The 14,747-nt window shown below is 58.6% G+C and carries 13 protein-coding genes; 12 read left to right on the forward strand and 1 reads right to left on the reverse strand.

All coding sequences use genetic code 11. From position 1 onward, the window contains the following. The first annotated feature begins 56 nt into the window (after nt 1-56). The 12 genes from aroA to ABLU95_RS11515 all read left to right on the forward strand — a co-directional run bounded on the left by aroA (nt 57) and on the right by ABLU95_RS11515 (nt 13,890). Entirely contained in the window at nt 57-1,340 is a 1,284-nt protein-coding gene (aroA, locus tag ABLU95_RS11460; protein WP_044521915.1) for a 3-phosphoshikimate 1-carboxyvinyltransferase, read from the forward strand. Nucleotides 1,341-1,488: 148 nt separating this feature from the next. Next, nucleotides 1,489-2,256: a M48 family metallopeptidase gene (locus ABLU95_RS11465; RefSeq protein WP_023289020.1), complete on the forward strand. Its 768-nt coding sequence runs from the start codon at nt 1,489-1,491 to the stop codon at nt 2,254-2,256. A gap of 171 nt (nt 2,257-2,427) precedes the next feature. Further along, nucleotides 2,428-3,111, forward strand: a complete 684-nt coding sequence (cmk, locus tag ABLU95_RS11470; protein ID WP_241516024.1) for a (d)CMP kinase — start codon at nt 2,428-2,430, stop codon at nt 3,109-3,111. Between the two features lie 133 nt (nt 3,112-3,244). Beyond that, complete coding sequence (gene rpsA / locus ABLU95_RS11475; protein WP_002898162.1) at nt 3,245-4,918, forward strand: 30S ribosomal protein S1; 1,674 nt, start codon at nt 3,245-3,247, stop codon at nt 4,916-4,918. Between the two features lie 151 nt (nt 4,919-5,069). Next, nucleotides 5,070-5,357, forward strand: a complete 288-nt coding sequence (ihfB, locus tag ABLU95_RS11480) for an integration host factor subunit beta (protein ID WP_002898165.1) — start codon at nt 5,070-5,072, stop codon at nt 5,355-5,357. A 202-nt stretch (nt 5,358-5,559) separates the two neighbouring features. Beyond that, a complete protein-coding gene (locus tag ABLU95_RS11485) occupies nt 5,560-7,824 on the forward strand; it encodes a ComEC family protein (protein ID WP_048334597.1) in 2,265 nt (754 codons plus the stop codon). 36 nt (nt 7,825-7,860) lie between these two features. After that, complete coding sequence (gene msbA / locus ABLU95_RS11490; protein WP_004201387.1) at nt 7,861-9,609, forward strand: lipid A ABC transporter ATP-binding protein/permease MsbA; 1,749 nt, start codon at nt 7,861-7,863, stop codon at nt 9,607-9,609. Beyond that, on the forward strand, nt 9,606-10,586 hold the full coding sequence (gene lpxK, locus ABLU95_RS11495) for a tetraacyldisaccharide 4'-kinase (RefSeq protein WP_348879604.1): 981 nt from the start codon (nt 9,606-9,608) through the stop codon (nt 10,584-10,586). Before msbA ends, lpxK begins: the two co-directional genes overlap by 4 nt. Before the next feature lie 54 nt (nt 10,587-10,640). Continuing rightward, nucleotides 10,641-11,870 (forward strand): winged helix-turn-helix domain-containing protein, encoded by a 1,230-nt coding sequence (locus tag ABLU95_RS11500; RefSeq protein WP_087849037.1) that lies wholly within the window; start codon nt 10,641-10,643, stop codon nt 11,868-11,870. 63 nt (nt 11,871-11,933) lie between these two features. Next, entirely contained in the window at nt 11,934-12,116 is a 183-nt protein-coding gene (gene ycaR, locus ABLU95_RS11505; RefSeq protein WP_004201390.1) for a protein YcaR, read from the forward strand. Then, a complete protein-coding gene (gene kdsB / locus ABLU95_RS11510; protein ID WP_023289025.1) occupies nt 12,113-12,859 on the forward strand; it encodes a 3-deoxy-manno-octulosonate cytidylyltransferase in 747 nt (248 codons plus the stop codon). The genes ycaR and kdsB overlap by 4 nt, the downstream gene beginning before the upstream one ends. A 137-nt stretch (nt 12,860-12,996) precedes the next feature. Further along, nucleotides 12,997-13,890: a YcbJ family phosphotransferase gene (locus ABLU95_RS11515; protein WP_348879606.1), complete on the forward strand. Its 894-nt coding sequence runs from the start codon at nt 12,997-12,999 to the stop codon at nt 13,888-13,890. Here ABLU95_RS11515 and elyC read toward each other — a convergent pair. Continuing rightward, on the reverse strand, nt 13,867-14,646 hold the full coding sequence (gene elyC, locus ABLU95_RS11520; protein ID WP_032455272.1) for an envelope biogenesis factor ElyC: 780 nt from the start codon (nt 14,644-14,646) through the stop codon (nt 13,867-13,869). The genes ABLU95_RS11515 and elyC overlap by 24 nt on opposite strands. Nucleotides 14,647-14,747: the final 101 nt, after the last annotated feature.

The following is a 14,747-nucleotide window of genomic DNA, read 5'->3' on the forward strand; positions in this document are numbered from 1 at the left end:
CCTCCCCGCGGCCTGTCTGCGGGGTTTTTATTCTGTTTGTTTGAGAGTGAAGTTTGATGGATTCCCTGACGTTACAACCCATCGCACGCGTAGAGGGCACCGTGAACCTGCCAGGTTCGAAAAGCGTCTCCAACCGCGCGCTGCTGCTGGCCGCCCTGGCCCGCGGCACGACGGTGCTGACCAACCTGCTGGACAGCGACGATGTGCGCCATATGCTGAATGCCCTGAGTGCGCTGGGGGTTCAATACACCCTGTCTGCTGACCGTACCCGCTGTGAAGTGACCGGCAACGGCGGCCCGCTGCATGCCGCAGCGGCGCTGGAGCTGTTCCTCGGCAACGCCGGTACCGCGATGCGCCCGCTGGCGGCAGCCCTGTGCCTTGGCAGCAACGATATCGTGCTGACCGGCGAGCCGCGAATGAAAGAGCGCCCGATCGGCCATCTGGTGGATGCCCTGCGTCAGGGCGGCGCTCAGATCGACTATCTGGAGCAGGAAAATTATCCGCCGCTGCGCCTGCGCGGGGGGTTCCAGGGGGGCAATGTTGAAGTTGACGGCAGCGTCTCCAGCCAGTTCCTGACCGCGCTGCTGATGACCGCGCCGCTGGCACCGCAGGATACTGTGATCGCCATTAAGGGCGATCTGGTGTCAAAACCCTATATCGACATTACGCTGCACCTGATGAAAACCTTCGGGGTTGAGGTGGACAACCAGTCTTATCAGCGCTTTGTGGTGCGCGGCAAGCAACAGTATCAGTCGCCGGGGGATTACCTGGTGGAAGGGGATGCTTCATCGGCCTCGTATTTCCTTGCCGCTGGCGCCATTAAGGGCGGCACGGTGAAAGTCACCGGTATCGGCCGCGGCAGCGTACAGGGCGATATTCGTTTCGCCGACGTACTGGAAAAAATGGGCGCCACCGTCACTTGGGGCGACGATTTCATCGCCTGTACCCGTGGCGAGCTCAAGGCTATCGATATGGATATGAACCATATCCCGGACGCCGCGATGACCATCGCCACCGCCGCGCTGTTCGCGCAAGGGACCACCACGCTGCGCAATATCTACAACTGGCGGGTCAAGGAGACGGACCGTCTGTTCGCCATGGCGACCGAGTTGCGTAAAGTGGGCGCCGAGGTGGAAGAGGGTGAAGATTATATTCGCATCACCCCGCCGGCGACGCTGAAGTATGCTGAAATCGGCACCTATAACGACCACCGGATGGCGATGTGCTTCTCGCTGGTGGCGCTGTCTGATACGCCGGTGACCATCCTTGATCCGAAGTGTACGGCGAAAACCTTCCCCGACTATTTTGAGCAACTGGCGCGGATCAGTACGCCGGCCTGAATGATGCGAATTTAAGGTAACAACGCCGACCTGAGGGTCGGCGTTTTTTTTATCTCTGCTTGTCGGACAGGAAACTAAATGCTAGCCTTGCTTGCTTGTAAATATAGGATTTATAAGCATTTATTATGCTAATCAATGGATGATTGATATGAGAAATACAAAAGTAATGCTGGCTTTGGCCGTTTCCGCCACGTTGTTGGCAGGTTGTAAAAATATGCAGGGGATGGACACCAACGCCCTCGTCAATTCAGGAATGACGGCTTACAAAGCGGCGACGCTTTCTGACTCTGAAGTCAAAACGCTTTCCGACGATGCCTGTAAGCAAATGGATAGTGAAAATAAACTGGCTAGTGCATCAAGTAAGTACACCAAACGTCTGAACAAAATTGCCAAAGCGTTAGGAAATAATATCAACGGCACGCCGGTAACCTATAAGGTTTACATGACATCCGACGTCAACGCCTGGGCAATGGCCAACGGCTGCGTCCGCGTCTATAGCGGCCTGATGGACATGATGACCGATAATGAAGTTGAAGCGGTTCTGGGCCATGAGCTGGGTCACGTAGCGCTCGGACACTCGCGCAAAGCGATGCAAACCGCGTATGCGACTATTGCCGCACGCGATGCAATTTCAGCGACCAGCGAAGCGGCTGCAAACTTGTCTAAATCTCAGTTGGGCGATATCGCTGAGGGAATGATCAACTCTGCGTTCTCCCGCTCGCAGGAGTCGGATGCTGATGATTTCTCTTACGATCTGCTGAAAAAACGCAACATCAGCACTCAGGGGCTGGTGGGCAGCTTCGACAAACTGGCCAGCCTTGACGCCGGCCACAGTAAATCTCTGTTCGATTCACACCCGCCTTCAGCTGAACGCGCGCAGCATATCCGCGACCGTATCGCTGCAGATAAAAAGTAAAACTGCCTCATCTTCCGGGCTGATGCTCTATCAGCCCGCTATAATTGCTCAATTCTTCCGCATGAGATTTCCAGTTATCTGTAATTTAAAAGCAAGACTCACTTTCCGCCGAAGAGATGCGTATAATGCGCGGCGTTTAGATATTTATGCGCCTTGCTGAAGGAGAAAAAGATGACGGCAACAGTTCCGGTAATCACCATTGATGGGCCTGGCGGTGCGGGTAAAGGTACGTTATGCAAGGCAATGGCGGAAGCGCTGGGCTGGCATCTGTTAGATTCAGGCGCGATCTACCGCGTTCTGGCGCTGGCGTCGCTGCATCATCATGTTGACGTGGAGTCCGAAGAGGCGCTGGTGCCCCTGGCTGCCCATCTTGACGTGCGCTTTATTTCTACTGACGGCAACCTCGAAGTGGTGCTGGAAGGGGAAGATGTCAGCGGCGAAATTCGCACCCAGGAGGTCGCGAACGCCGCCTCGAAAGTGGCGGCTTTCCCTCGCGTTCGCGAAGCGCTGCTGCGTCGCCAGCGCGCCTTTCGTGAACTGCCGGGGCTGATTGCCGACGGGCGCGATATGGGCACGGTGGTTTTCCCGGACGCGCCGGTGAAAATTTTCCTCGATGCCTCGGCCGATGAGCGGGCGCATCGCCGCATGCGGCAGTTGCAGGAAAAGGGCTTTGATGTTAACTTTGAACGTCTTTTGTCCGAGATAAAAGAGCGTGACGATCGCGATAGAAATCGCGCCGTGGCGCCGCTTGTCCCGGCTGCCGATGCATTAGTTCTCGATTCAACCGAACTAAACATTGAGCAAGTGATTGAAAAAGCGCTACAATATGCGCGCGAAAAATTGGCCGTTGCGTAAGCCTTAACCGGTCACGCGCCGAAGCCTCCGAATTATAGCAGTACCCCGCGGCAATGGATGGTCAGCGGGTATGTGAAACAACCCCATCCGGCACGGAGCCAGGTGGACGTTAATATTAACCTGAAGATTAAACATGACTGAATCTTTTGCTCAACTGTTTGAAGAATCCTTAAAAGAAATCGAAACCCGCCCGGGTTCCATCGTTCGTGGTGTTGTTGTTGCTATCGACAAAGACGTAGTACTGGTTGACGCCGGTCTGAAATCTGAGTCCGCCATCCCGGCTGAGCAGTTCAAAAACGCCCAGGGCGAGCTGGAAATCCAGGTTGGTGACGAAGTTGACGTTGCTCTGGATGCAGTAGAAGACGGCTTCGGTGAAACTCTGCTGTCCCGTGAGAAAGCTAAACGTCACGAAGCTTGGATCACGCTGGAAAAAGCTTACGAAGACGCTGAAACTGTTACCGGTGTTATCAACGGCAAAGTTAAAGGTGGCTTCACTGTTGAGCTGAACGGTATTCGTGCGTTCCTGCCGGGTTCCCTGGTAGACGTTCGTCCGGTGCGCGACACGCTGCACCTGGAAGGCAAAGAGCTTGAGTTCAAAGTCATCAAGCTGGACCAGAAGCGTAACAACGTTGTTGTTTCTCGTCGTGCCGTTATCGAATCCGAAAACAGCGCAGAGCGCGATCAGCTGCTGGAAAACCTGCAGGAAGGCATGGAAGTCAAAGGTATCGTTAAGAACCTCACTGACTACGGTGCATTCGTTGATCTGGGCGGCGTTGACGGCCTGCTGCACATCACCGATATGGCCTGGAAACGCGTTAAGCATCCGAGCGAAATCGTAAACGTTGGCGACGAAATCACTGTTAAAGTGCTGAAGTTCGACCGCGAGCGTACCCGTGTATCCCTGGGCCTGAAACAGCTGGGCGAAGATCCGTGGGTAGCTATCGCTAAACGTTATCCGGAAGGTACCAAACTGACCGGTCGCGTGACCAACCTGACCGACTACGGCTGCTTCGTTGAAATCGAAGAAGGCGTTGAAGGCCTGGTTCACGTTTCCGAAATGGATTGGACCAACAAAAACATCCACCCGTCCAAAGTTGTTAACGTTGGCGACGTAGTGGAAGTAATGGTTCTGGATATCGACGAAGAGCGTCGTCGTATCTCCCTGGGTCTGAAGCAGTGCAAATCTAACCCATGGCAGCAGTTCGCGGAAACCCACAACAAGGGCGACCGTGTTGAAGGTAAAATCAAGTCTATCACTGACTTCGGTATCTTCATCGGCCTGGACGGCGGCATCGACGGCCTGGTTCACCTGTCTGACATCTCCTGGAACGTTGCAGGCGAAGAAGCAGTTCGTGAATACAAAAAAGGCGACGAAATCGCAGCAGTTGTTCTGCAGGTTGACGCAGAGCGTGAGCGTATCTCCCTGGGCGTTAAACAGCTGGCGGAAGATCCGTTCAACAACTACGTTGCTCTGAACAAGAAAGGCGCTATCGTTGTTGGTAAAGTGACTGCAGTTGACGCTAAAGGCGCAACCGTAGAACTGGCTGACGGCGTAGAAGGTTACCTGCGTGCTTCTGAAGCATCCCGTGACCGCGTTGAAGACGCAACTCTGGTTCTGAGCGTTGGCGACGAAGTTGAAGCGAAATTCACTGGCGTGGATCGTAAGAACCGCGTAGTGAGCCTGTCTGTACGTGCGAAAGACGAAGCGGAAGAAAAAGACGCTATCGCTACCGTGAACAAGCAGGAAGACGCGAACTTCTCCAACAACGCCATGGCTGAAGCGTTCAAAGCAGCGAAAGGCGAGTAATCTTTGTCATTCAGGTAATAACAACCTGAATAGTGACGAGTTTACTTGACAGATTGCAGGATTCGTCCTGTAATCAAGCACAAAGGGCGGCTACGGCCGCCCTTGTTTAAGCTGTTAGCTAATTTTTGCCTTGAAGGAAACCGGAGGAATAATGACCAAGTCAGAATTGATTGAAAGACTTGCCAGCCAGCAATCTCACATTCCGGCGAAAGCGGTGGAAGATGCTGTTAAAGAAATGCTGGAACATATGGCCTCAACGCTTGCTCAAGGTGAGCGCATTGAAATCCGCGGTTTCGGCAGCTTCTCTCTGCACTATCGAGCACCTCGCACCGGACGTAACCCGAAAACTGGTGATAAAGTCGAACTGGAAGGTAAGTACGTTCCGCACTTTAAGCCCGGGAAAGAATTACGTGACCGCGCCAATATTTATGAAGGGTGAGTTGCACGACGTGCAACCTGCCTGACGATAAAAGCACCTTTGGGTGCTTTTTTTGTACCCGCCATTTGCGTTCCGCCTCGCAAAACAAAAGTGCCTGACTGCAAGCGTGACGATTGTCTGGAACGCTGCGCGCGCGCCTGAATACTGCCCCAGGACGCCAGCCTCGCTTTGCGTAACACTGCCCGCTCACAGGGAGGTGTTTATGCGTCTACCATGGCTTGCCGGATGCGCCATCATCGCAATACTGCCGCTACTCTGGCTACCCGCGTTGCCGGGGCCGGGCATTCTGGCGGTCGCCGGCGTACTGGCGATGTTGCTGACCCGTCTGCGCGGGACGGTCGTCGCCGTTGTGGCGGTGACGCTTCTGCTGATGGTCTGGGGAGTTTTAAGCGCGTATCAGGCGCTGTGGCCAACGCAGCACCTCACCGGCGCCGTCCGTCAGGCGGAAGTGATCCTCCACGAGACGGATGGTCAGACCCTGCACCGCGGGCAGATTGTGCGCCTGGCGGGTCGCTTCCTGTTCCCTCCGGTTGGCGTGACTTTATACGGGGAACTTGCACCTGCGCCCGTCTGCGAGGGGCAGCGCTGGATGATGACGCTGCGCCTGCGGCCGGTGCATGGGCAGCTCAATGACGGGGGCTTCGACAGCCAGCGCTATGCGCTGGCTCAGCATCGGCCTCTGAGCGGGGGGATCGTCGCCGCTTCCGCGCTGGATACCCGCTGCAGTCTGCGCGCCCGCTACCTGGCGTCGCTGACCCGGCGATTGCAGACTTATCCCTGGCATCCGGTGATGCTGGGGCTGGGAATGGGGGAGCGGCTGGCGCTGCCGGCGGAGATAAAGGTCCTGATGCAGAACACAGGCACCTCCCATCTGATGGCTATCTCCGGTTTGCATATTGCCCTCGCGGCTTCCCTGATCGTGCTCCTGCTGCGCGGATTACAGTCACTTTTACCGGGGCGCTGGATCGGCTGGCGGCTACCGCTGCTGGCAGGGCTGGCGGGCGCCGTCGGCTATGCCTGGCTGACCGGTATGCAGCCGCCGGCCCTGCGCACTTGCGTAGGGCTTGCGGTCTGCTGTGCTTTACGTTTGTCGGGTCAACGCTGGACGGCGTGGCAGGTGTGGCTCTGCTGTCTGGGGGCGATACTGGTTGCCGATCCGTTAGCGGTGTTGTCGCAAAGCCTGTGGCTATCCGCCTTCGCCGTGGCGGGGCTGATCTTCTGGTACCAGTGGTTACCGCTGCCTGACAGCCGCTGGCGCTGGCCGTGGAAAGCCCTGTTCGCCCTCGCGCATTTGCAGGCTGGCGTGACGCTGCTGCTGATGCCGCTGCAACTGCTGCTCTTCCACGGTATAAGCCTGACGTCGATGGCCGCCAATTTGCTGGCGGTACCGTTAGTGACCCTGCTGGCGGTGCCGCTCATTCTCGCCGGAATGCTGCTGCATCTCACTGGACCGGAGATGGTGGCGTCGCTGATCTGGCTGGCAGCCGATCGCGTGCTGGCGGTATTGTTCTGGGGGTTACGACGTTTACCGGACGGCTGGCTGACGTTGGATGCCCGCTGGCTCTGGATCAGTAGCCTGCCGTGGCTGCTGGTGATGGGCTGGCGTTTTCAGAGCTGGCGACATTCGCCGGCGCTGTGTCTGAGCGTGCTGTTTTTGCTGACGCGGCCATTCAGCCGGCAACCGCCCGCGGACCAATGGCAGGTGACGATGCTGGATGTCGGGCAGGGGCTGGCGATGGTGATCGAGCGTTACGGCAAGGCGTTATTGTACGATACCGGGCCGGCATGGCCGCAGGGCGACAGCGGTCGACAGGTGATTATCCCGTGGCTGCGCTGGCACCATCTGCAGCTGCAGGGGATTATGCTGAGCCACGAGCATCTTGACCATCGCGGCGGCCTCGAATCGGTGCTGCAGGCATGGCCGCAGGCGTGGGTGCGCAGCCCGCCAGGCTGGTCGGGTCATCTGCCGTGCCATCGCGGCGAGCGCTGGCAGTGGCAGGGACTCACTTTCCAGGCGCTGTGGCCGCTGCCGGGCAGCACGGCAAAGGGAAATAATCACTCCTGCGTGGTGCGGATCGATGACGGTCGCTCCAGCATCCTGCTGACCGGCGATATAGAACGTCAGGCGGAGCAGGCGATGATCAGCCGCTACTGGCAGCATCTGGCGTCTACACTTATTCAGGTTCCCCATCACGGCAGCAACACCTCCTCCAGCGAGCTGCTGATCCGGCGGGTGGATGGCGCGGCCGCGCTGGTTTCCGCTTCGCGCTACAATGCGTGGCGGATGCCCTCGCAGAAGGTCGTTCAGCGTTATCGCCAGCGGGGGTATCGCTGGTTCGCCACGCCGCAGCAGGGGCAGATAACGGTGGTTTTTTCTGCAGAAGGGTGGCAAATCCATAGCTTACGGGATCAAGTTTTACCACGTTGGTATCATCAGTGGTTTGGCGCGCCCGCCGATAACGGGTAGAATATGCGGCTATTTCAACACAAGCTGGTTTATTGAATGCAGAACGATAAAGATCTCTCCACGTGGCAGACCTTCCGCCGACTTTGGCCGATTATTGCACCGTTTAAAGCCGGGCTAATCGTAGCGGCGGTGGCGTTAGTGCTTAACGCGGGCAGTGACACCTTCATGTTATCGCTTCTTAAACCGTTATTGGATGATGGTTTTGGTAAAACGGATCGCTCAGTGCTGCTATGGATGCCGCTGGTGGTTATCGGGCTGATGGTGCTGCGTGGGATCACCAGCTACATCTCGAGCTATTGTATCTCCTGGGTTTCCGGCAAAGTGGTGATGACCATGCGTCGTCGCCTGTTCGGCCACATGATGGGTATGCCGGTGGCATTCTTTGACAAGCAGTCTACCGGGACGCTGCTGTCACGTATCACCTATGATTCCGAGCAGGTCGCTTCCTCTTCTTCCAGCGCGCTGATCACCGTGGTCCGCGAAGGGGCATCGATTATCGGCCTGTTCGTGATGATGTTCTATTACAGCTGGCAGCTGTCGCTGATCCTGATCGTACTGGCGCCTATCGTGTCGGTAGCAATCCGCGTGGTCTCCAAGCGTTTTCGCAATATCAGTAAGAATATGCAGAACACGATGGGGCAGGTCACCACCAGCGCCGAGCAGATGCTGAAAGGGCACAAAGAGGTGCTGATGTTTGGCGGCCAGGAAGTGGAAACCAAACGTTTTGATAAGGTCAGCAATAAAATGCGCCTGCAGGGGATGAAGATGGTTTCCGCCTCGTCTATCTCCGACCCGATCATTCAGCTTATCGCCTCCCTGGCGCTGGCCTTTGTCCTGTATGCCGCCAGCTTCCCGAGCGTGATGGACACCCTGACCGCCGGGACCATTACCGTGGTCTTCTCCTCCATGATTGCGCTGATGCGTCCGCTGAAGTCGCTGACCAACGTCAATGCCCAGTTCCAGCGCGGGATGGCGGCATGCCAGACGCTGTTTGCGATCCTCGATTCCGAGCAGGAAAAAGACGAAGGTACGCGCGTCATTGAGCGGGCGAAAGGCAATCTCAAGTTCGAGAACGTCACCTTTACCTATCCGGGTCGCGAAGTGGCCGCGCTGCGCAATATCAATCTCGATATCCCGGAAGGGAAAACCGTGGCGCTGGTGGGACGCTCCGGGTCGGGTAAATCGACCATCGCCAGCCTGATCACACGCTTCTACGATGTCGACGACGGGCAGATCCTGCTGGATGGCCACGACCTGCGCGAGTACAAGCTGAGCTCGCTGCGCGACCAGGTCGCGCTGGTTTCACAGAACGTGCACCTGTTCAATGATACCGTCGCTAATAACATCGCCTATGCCCGTACCGAAGAGTACAGCCGCGAGCAAATTGAAGAGGCTGCGCGGATGGCCTACGCCATGGACTTCATCAACAAGATGGACAATGGCCTGGATACCATCATCGGCGAAAATGGCGTGATGCTGTCCGGCGGCCAGCGCCAGCGTATTGCTATCGCCCGTGCGCTACTGCGTAACAGCCCGATCCTGATCCTCGATGAAGCCACCTCGGCGCTGGATACCGAGTCCGAGCGTGCGATTCAGGCGGCGCTGGATGAGCTGCAGAAAAACCGCACCTCGCTGGTTATCGCCCACCGTCTGTCAACCATTGAGCAGGCTGATGAGATCGTGGTGGTTGAAGACGGGCGGATCGTGGAGCGCGGAACGCACCACGACCTGCTGGAGCATAAAGGCGTATACGCCCAGCTGCATAAGATGCAATTCGGCGAATGATCGCGCGCATCTGGTCCGGTGAATCGCCGCTGTGGCGCCTGCTGCTGCCGCTCTCCTGGCTGTATGGCCTGGTGAGCGCGGTGATTCGCCTCAGTTATCAGCTGGGGTGGAAAAAAGCCTGGCGCGCGCCGGTGCCGGTGGTGGTGGTCGGTAACCTGACCGCCGGCGGCAATGGTAAAACGCCGGTGGTGATCTGGCTGGTGGAGCAGCTGCAACAGCGCGGCATTCGCGTTGGGGTGGTCTCCCGCGGCTACGGCGGTAAAGCCGAACGCTACCCGCTGGTGTTAACTGACCGGACCAGTACGGCGCAGGCAGGTGATGAACCGGTGCTCATCCATCAGCGCACCGGCGCGCCGGTGGCTGTCTCTCCGCTGCGCAGCGACGCGGTGAAATCGCTGCTCAGCGCGCACGATCTGCAGATTATCGTGACCGACGATGGTTTGCAGCACTATAAGCTGGCGCGGGACCGGGAAATTGTCATCATCGACGGCGTGCGCCGCTTTGGCAACGGCTGGTGGCTGCCTGCCGGGCCGATGCGTGAGCGGGCGTCGCGCTTGCAAAGCGTTGATGCGGTTATCGTCAACGGCGGCGTGGCGCGTCCGGGAGAGATCCCGATGCAGCTGCGTCCCGGGATGGCGGTCAACCTGCTCACCGGTGAACGTCGCGATGTCTCTACCTTCACTAACGTGGTGGCAATGGCCGGCATCGGCCATCCGCCGCGCTTTTTCGCCACCCTCGAAAGCAGTGGCGTCCAACCGGTCAAAACCGTGGCTCTGGCGGACCATCAGGCGCTGAGCCAGGCCGATGTCGCCGCCCTGGTAACCGCCGGGCAGACGCTGCTGATGACCGAAAAAGACGCCGTGAAATGTCGCGATTTCGCCGCTGCGAACTGGTGGTATTTACCGGTCGACGCCATAATGGCCGATGAACGCGCACAGCGGTTGCTTGCGGACTTAGCGACGTTGGCGCAACGTTAACCGACGCGCCGGCTTTGCTCGCCGCTGTGCTGGAAATCCTGACGGAGAACCTGCATGTCGGTATTGCAACTATCGCTTAATGAGGCGCGCCACCTCCATCTCGCGGCGCAGGGGTTATTAAAAAAGCCCCGGCGTCGCGCTCGCCCAAATGACATCCTTTCCACCGTCCAGCAGATGTCGCTGCTGCAAATCGATACCATCAACGTGGTGGCCCGCAGCCCCTACCTGGTGCTGTTCAGCCGTCTCGGCAGCTATCCGCAGCACTGGCTGGATGAGTCGCTGCGCAACGGCGAGCTGATGGAATACTGGGCGCATGAAGCCTGTTTTCTGCCGCGCAGCGATTTCGCCCTTGTACGCCACCGGATGTTGAACCCCGACAAGATGGGCTGGAAATATCATCGCGCGTGGATGGAGGAGCATGCCGGCAGTATTGCAGAGCTGGTGGCGCATATCGGCCAAAACGGGCCGGTTCGCTCGGCGGATTTTGCCCACCCTCGCAAAGGCGCCAGCGGCTGGTGGGAGTGGAAACCGCATAAGCGCCACCTGGAAGGGCTGTTTACCGCCGGGGAAGTGATGGTGGTGGAGCGGCGCAACTTTCACCGCGTGTATGATTTAACCCGGCGGGTGATGCCGCACTGGGACGACGAGCGCGATGCGCTGTCCCGCGACGCCGCAGAGGCCATCATGCTGCGCAACAGCGCCCGCAGCCTCGGCATCTTTCGTCCCCAGTGGCTGGCGGATTACTATCGTTTACGTCAGCCGGCGCTACCGGGTCTGCTGGCGGCCTGGCAGGAAGAGGGTCTGGTGACCCAGGCCAACGTGGAAGCGCTTGGCGAGATGTGGTTGCATCGCGATGCGCTGGCGCAGTTGGAGTCCGCGCCCGGCGGTAAACTTACCGCCAGCCATAGCGCCGTGCTCTCGCCCTTCGACCCGGTGGTCTGGGATCGGAAACGCGCTGAGCAGCTGTTCAACTTCAGCTATCGCCTGGAGTGCTATACCCCTGCGCCGAAGCGTCAGTATGGCTACTTCGTACTGCCTCTGCTGCACCAGGGAAAACTGGTCGGGCGGATGGACAGTAAAATACATCGCAAAAGCCGGGAACTGGAGATCTTCGCCCTGTGGCTGGAGGATGGGGTGAAGATCACCCGTGGTCTGGAGCAGGGGCTGCGCCGGGCGATCAACGATTTCGCACGCTGGCAATCGGCAGAGCGGATCCTGTGCCGACGCCTGCCGGAAGGGCTGTTTGTCGGCCAGACGCAGGGGTGGGAAATCGATGCCGATTGATCCCGGCGCCGACCTTCCTGTGTTATGCTGCTGAGAAATCTATCCGGTCCATCAGGAGGAAACATGGATCACCGTTTACTTGAAATCATCGCCTGCCCGGTCTGTAACGGTAAGCTGTATTACAGTCAGGATAAGCAAGAACTTATTTGCAAACTTGATAGTCTGGCGTTTCCGCTCCGCGACGGCATCCCTGTGCTGCTGGAGACAGAAGCGCGTCCGCTGGCGGTAGAAGAGAGTCACTCATGAGTTTCGTGGTCATTATTCCTGCGCGTTTCGCCTCCACGCGCCTGCCGGGAAAACCACTGCAGGACATTAACGGCAAGCCGATGATTGTCCATGTGCTGGAGCGCGCCCGCGAATCCGGCGCGGAACGCATTATTGTCGCCACCGATCACGAAGATGTCGCCCGGGCGGTTGAAGCCGCCGGCGGCGAGGTCTGCATGACCCGCGCCGACCATCAGTCCGGCACCGAACGGCTGGCGGAGGTGGTAGAGAAGTGCGCGTTCAGCGATGACACCATCATCGTCAATATCCAGGGCGATGAGCCGATGATTCCCCCGGCTATCGTCCGCCAGGTGGCGGAGAATCTGGCTGCCAGCACCAGCGGAATGGCGACGCTGGCGGTACCGATCCACGATGCGGAAGAGGCGTTTAATCCAAATGCGGTCAAAGTAGTGATGGATGCGCAGGGCTATGCGCTCTATTTCTCCCGCGCCACCATTCCCTGGGATCGCGATCGCTTTGCCCACTCCCGCGACGCCATTGGTGACTCTCTGCTGCGCCACATCGGCATCTATGGCTATCGCGCCGGCTTTATTCGCCGCTACGTCAGCTGGGCGCCAAGCCCGCTGGAGCAGATTGAAATGCTCGAGCAGCTGCGGGTGCTGTGGTATGGCGAGAAGATCCACGTCGCCGTGGCGGCCGAAGTGCCCGGCACCGGCGTCGATACCCCTGAAGATCTGGCGCGCGTCCGCGCTGAACTGCGCTAGTCCTCTGTCCCCTCCTTGCAGGAGGGGATATCCCCTCCAGTTTTATGCTTTTTTTGCCCATTTTTGATCTTATCCGATGACAACCCAGATGCGGGCGCTCATTATGAAATCAGTAGTGTTCATAGGGGTAATCGACAATGGAACAGTTGCGAACCGAACTCAGTCACCTGCTTGGCGAAAAGCTGAGCCGGGTGGAGTGTGTCAGTGAAAAAGCCGCTACGGCGCTGTGGTCCCTGTATGACGCGCAGGGAAATCCGATGCCGCTGCTGGCGCGAAGTTTCACCACGCCCGGGGTGGCGCGGCAGCTGGCCTGGAAGATCTCCACTCTGGCGCGCAGCGGTACGGTGCGCATGCCGGTGGTCTACGGCGTGATGACGCACGAAGAGCATCCTGGGCCGGATGTGCTGCTGCTTGAGCGCCTGCGCGGCGTCCCGGTGGAGGCGCCCACCCGCACCCCGGCGCGCTGGGAGCAGCTGCAGGAGCAGATCGTCGAGGCGCTGCTGGCCTGGCATCGTCAGGACAGCGGCGGCTGCGTGGGGATGGTCGATAATACCCAGGACAATCTGTGGCCGAACTGGTACCGGCAGCGGGTGGCGATGTTGTGGAGCACCCTGAAACTGTATCAGGACACCGGCCTGACCATGCAGGATAAGCGGGTTTTGTTCCGCTCTCGCGAGTGTCTGCCGGAGCTGTTCCGCGACTTCAATGATAATGCCGTCCTGGTGCACGGCAATTTCACCCTGCGCAGCATGCTGAAAGATCCGCGCAGCGACCAGCTGCTGGCGATGGTCGGCCCGGGGATGATGCTGTGGGCGCCGCGGGAGTACGAACTGTTCCGTCTCGCGGAGGGGGGCCAGGCCGAGCAGCTGCTATGGCGCTACCTGCAGCAGGCGCCGGTTTCCGAGGCCTTTGTCTGGCGGCGCTGGCTTTATCTGCTGTGGGATGAGGTGGATAGTCTGGTCAATACCGGGCGCTTTGACCGCGCCCGTTTCGACCTCGCCGCAAAATCACTCCTGCCCTGGCTCGCCTGAGCTGCCTTTCAGCCATTGCCAAACGCGACCGAGCGTTTCATAGCCGACCCGGTCGCTGTGCATCAGCCACACCGGAGAAGGAATGACCCGCTCCCACGGATTGAGCGGTGACGTGATCGCCATCTGATTAGCCGGTGCGGGCAGCGGGTCCAGACCGGCATGGCGAAAGAAGATCATCGCCCGCGGAAGGTGTGACGCCGAGGTGACCAGCAGGAAGGGCGCGTCGCCGATGGCGCCCTTCACCGCCAGCGCTTCCTCTTCCGTATCTTTCGGCTTATCGAGCACGATGATATCGCTGCGCGGTACGCCGAGGCTCTCCGCCACTCTCGCCCCGGCCTCCGCCGTGCTGACGGGGTTGGTTTTTGCCGCCGCGCCGGTAAAGATCATTTTCGATCCCGGATTCTCCTGCCACAGGCGAATGCCCTCCGTCAGGCGCGGCAGGCTGTTGCTGATAAGGTTAGAGCTTGGCGCCCACTCCGGGTTCCAGGTATAGCCGCCGCCCAGCACCACCACGTAGCTCACCGGCTGCTCGCCGCGCCAGGTGGGATAGCGATCTTCTATCGGTTTAAGCAGGCTGTCTGCCACGGGCTGCAGGCTCAGCAGCGCCAGCAGCAGCCAGCCGAGGCTCACGCACAGCTTCCCGGTACGTTGAAAGCGGCTGAACCATAACAGGGCGATCCCGATACCGATCAGCAACAGCAGGGCAGGAAGCGGCAGCAGCAGACCGCCGACGATCTTTTTTAGCGTGAAAAGCATGCCAGATGGTTCCTTTTTTAACCATATAACCAAAGTTATGTTCGGATCTTATAACAGATCGCTTCATTCTCGGCGCGGGTATGACAAAATAGCGGTTTTGT

It is taken from the genome of Klebsiella sp. GG_Kp146 (assembly GCF_040061975.1).
In the GTDB taxonomy this organism is placed as follows: Bacteria; Pseudomonadota; Gammaproteobacteria; order Enterobacterales; family Enterobacteriaceae; genus Klebsiella; species Klebsiella quasipneumoniae.

What these genes read in the sequence shown, in the direction of transcription:
- aroA (WP_044521915.1), top strand. Translation starts at nt 57, where the DNA reads ATGGATTCCCTGACGTTACAACCCATCGCACGCGTAGAGGGCACCGTG.
- ABLU95_RS11465 (WP_023289020.1), top strand. Translation starts at nt 1,489, where the DNA reads ATGAGAAATACAAAAGTAATGCTGGCTTTGGCCGTTTCCGCCACGTTG.
- cmk (WP_241516024.1), top strand. Translation starts at nt 2,428, where the DNA reads ATGACGGCAACAGTTCCGGTAATCACCATTGATGGGCCTGGCGGTGCG.
- rpsA (WP_002898162.1), top strand. Translation starts at nt 3,245, where the DNA reads ATGACTGAATCTTTTGCTCAACTGTTTGAAGAATCCTTAAAAGAAATC.
- ihfB (WP_002898165.1), top strand. Translation starts at nt 5,070, where the DNA reads ATGACCAAGTCAGAATTGATTGAAAGACTTGCCAGCCAGCAATCTCAC.
- ABLU95_RS11485 (WP_048334597.1), top strand. Translation starts at nt 5,560, where the DNA reads ATGCGTCTACCATGGCTTGCCGGATGCGCCATCATCGCAATACTGCCG.
- msbA (WP_004201387.1), top strand. Translation starts at nt 7,861, where the DNA reads ATGCAGAACGATAAAGATCTCTCCACGTGGCAGACCTTCCGCCGACTT.
- lpxK (WP_348879604.1), top strand. Translation starts at nt 9,606, where the DNA reads ATGATCGCGCGCATCTGGTCCGGTGAATCGCCGCTGTGGCGCCTGCTG.
- ABLU95_RS11500 (WP_087849037.1), top strand. Translation starts at nt 10,641, where the DNA reads ATGTCGGTATTGCAACTATCGCTTAATGAGGCGCGCCACCTCCATCTC.
- ycaR (WP_004201390.1), top strand. Translation starts at nt 11,934, where the DNA reads ATGGATCACCGTTTACTTGAAATCATCGCCTGCCCGGTCTGTAACGGT.
- kdsB (WP_023289025.1), top strand. Translation starts at nt 12,113, where the DNA reads ATGAGTTTCGTGGTCATTATTCCTGCGCGTTTCGCCTCCACGCGCCTG.
- ABLU95_RS11515 (WP_348879606.1), top strand. Translation starts at nt 12,997, where the DNA reads ATGGAACAGTTGCGAACCGAACTCAGTCACCTGCTTGGCGAAAAGCTG.
- elyC (WP_032455272.1), bottom strand. Translation starts at nt 14,646, where the DNA reads ATGCTTTTCACGCTAAAAAAGATCGTCGGCGGTCTGCTGCTGCCGCTT.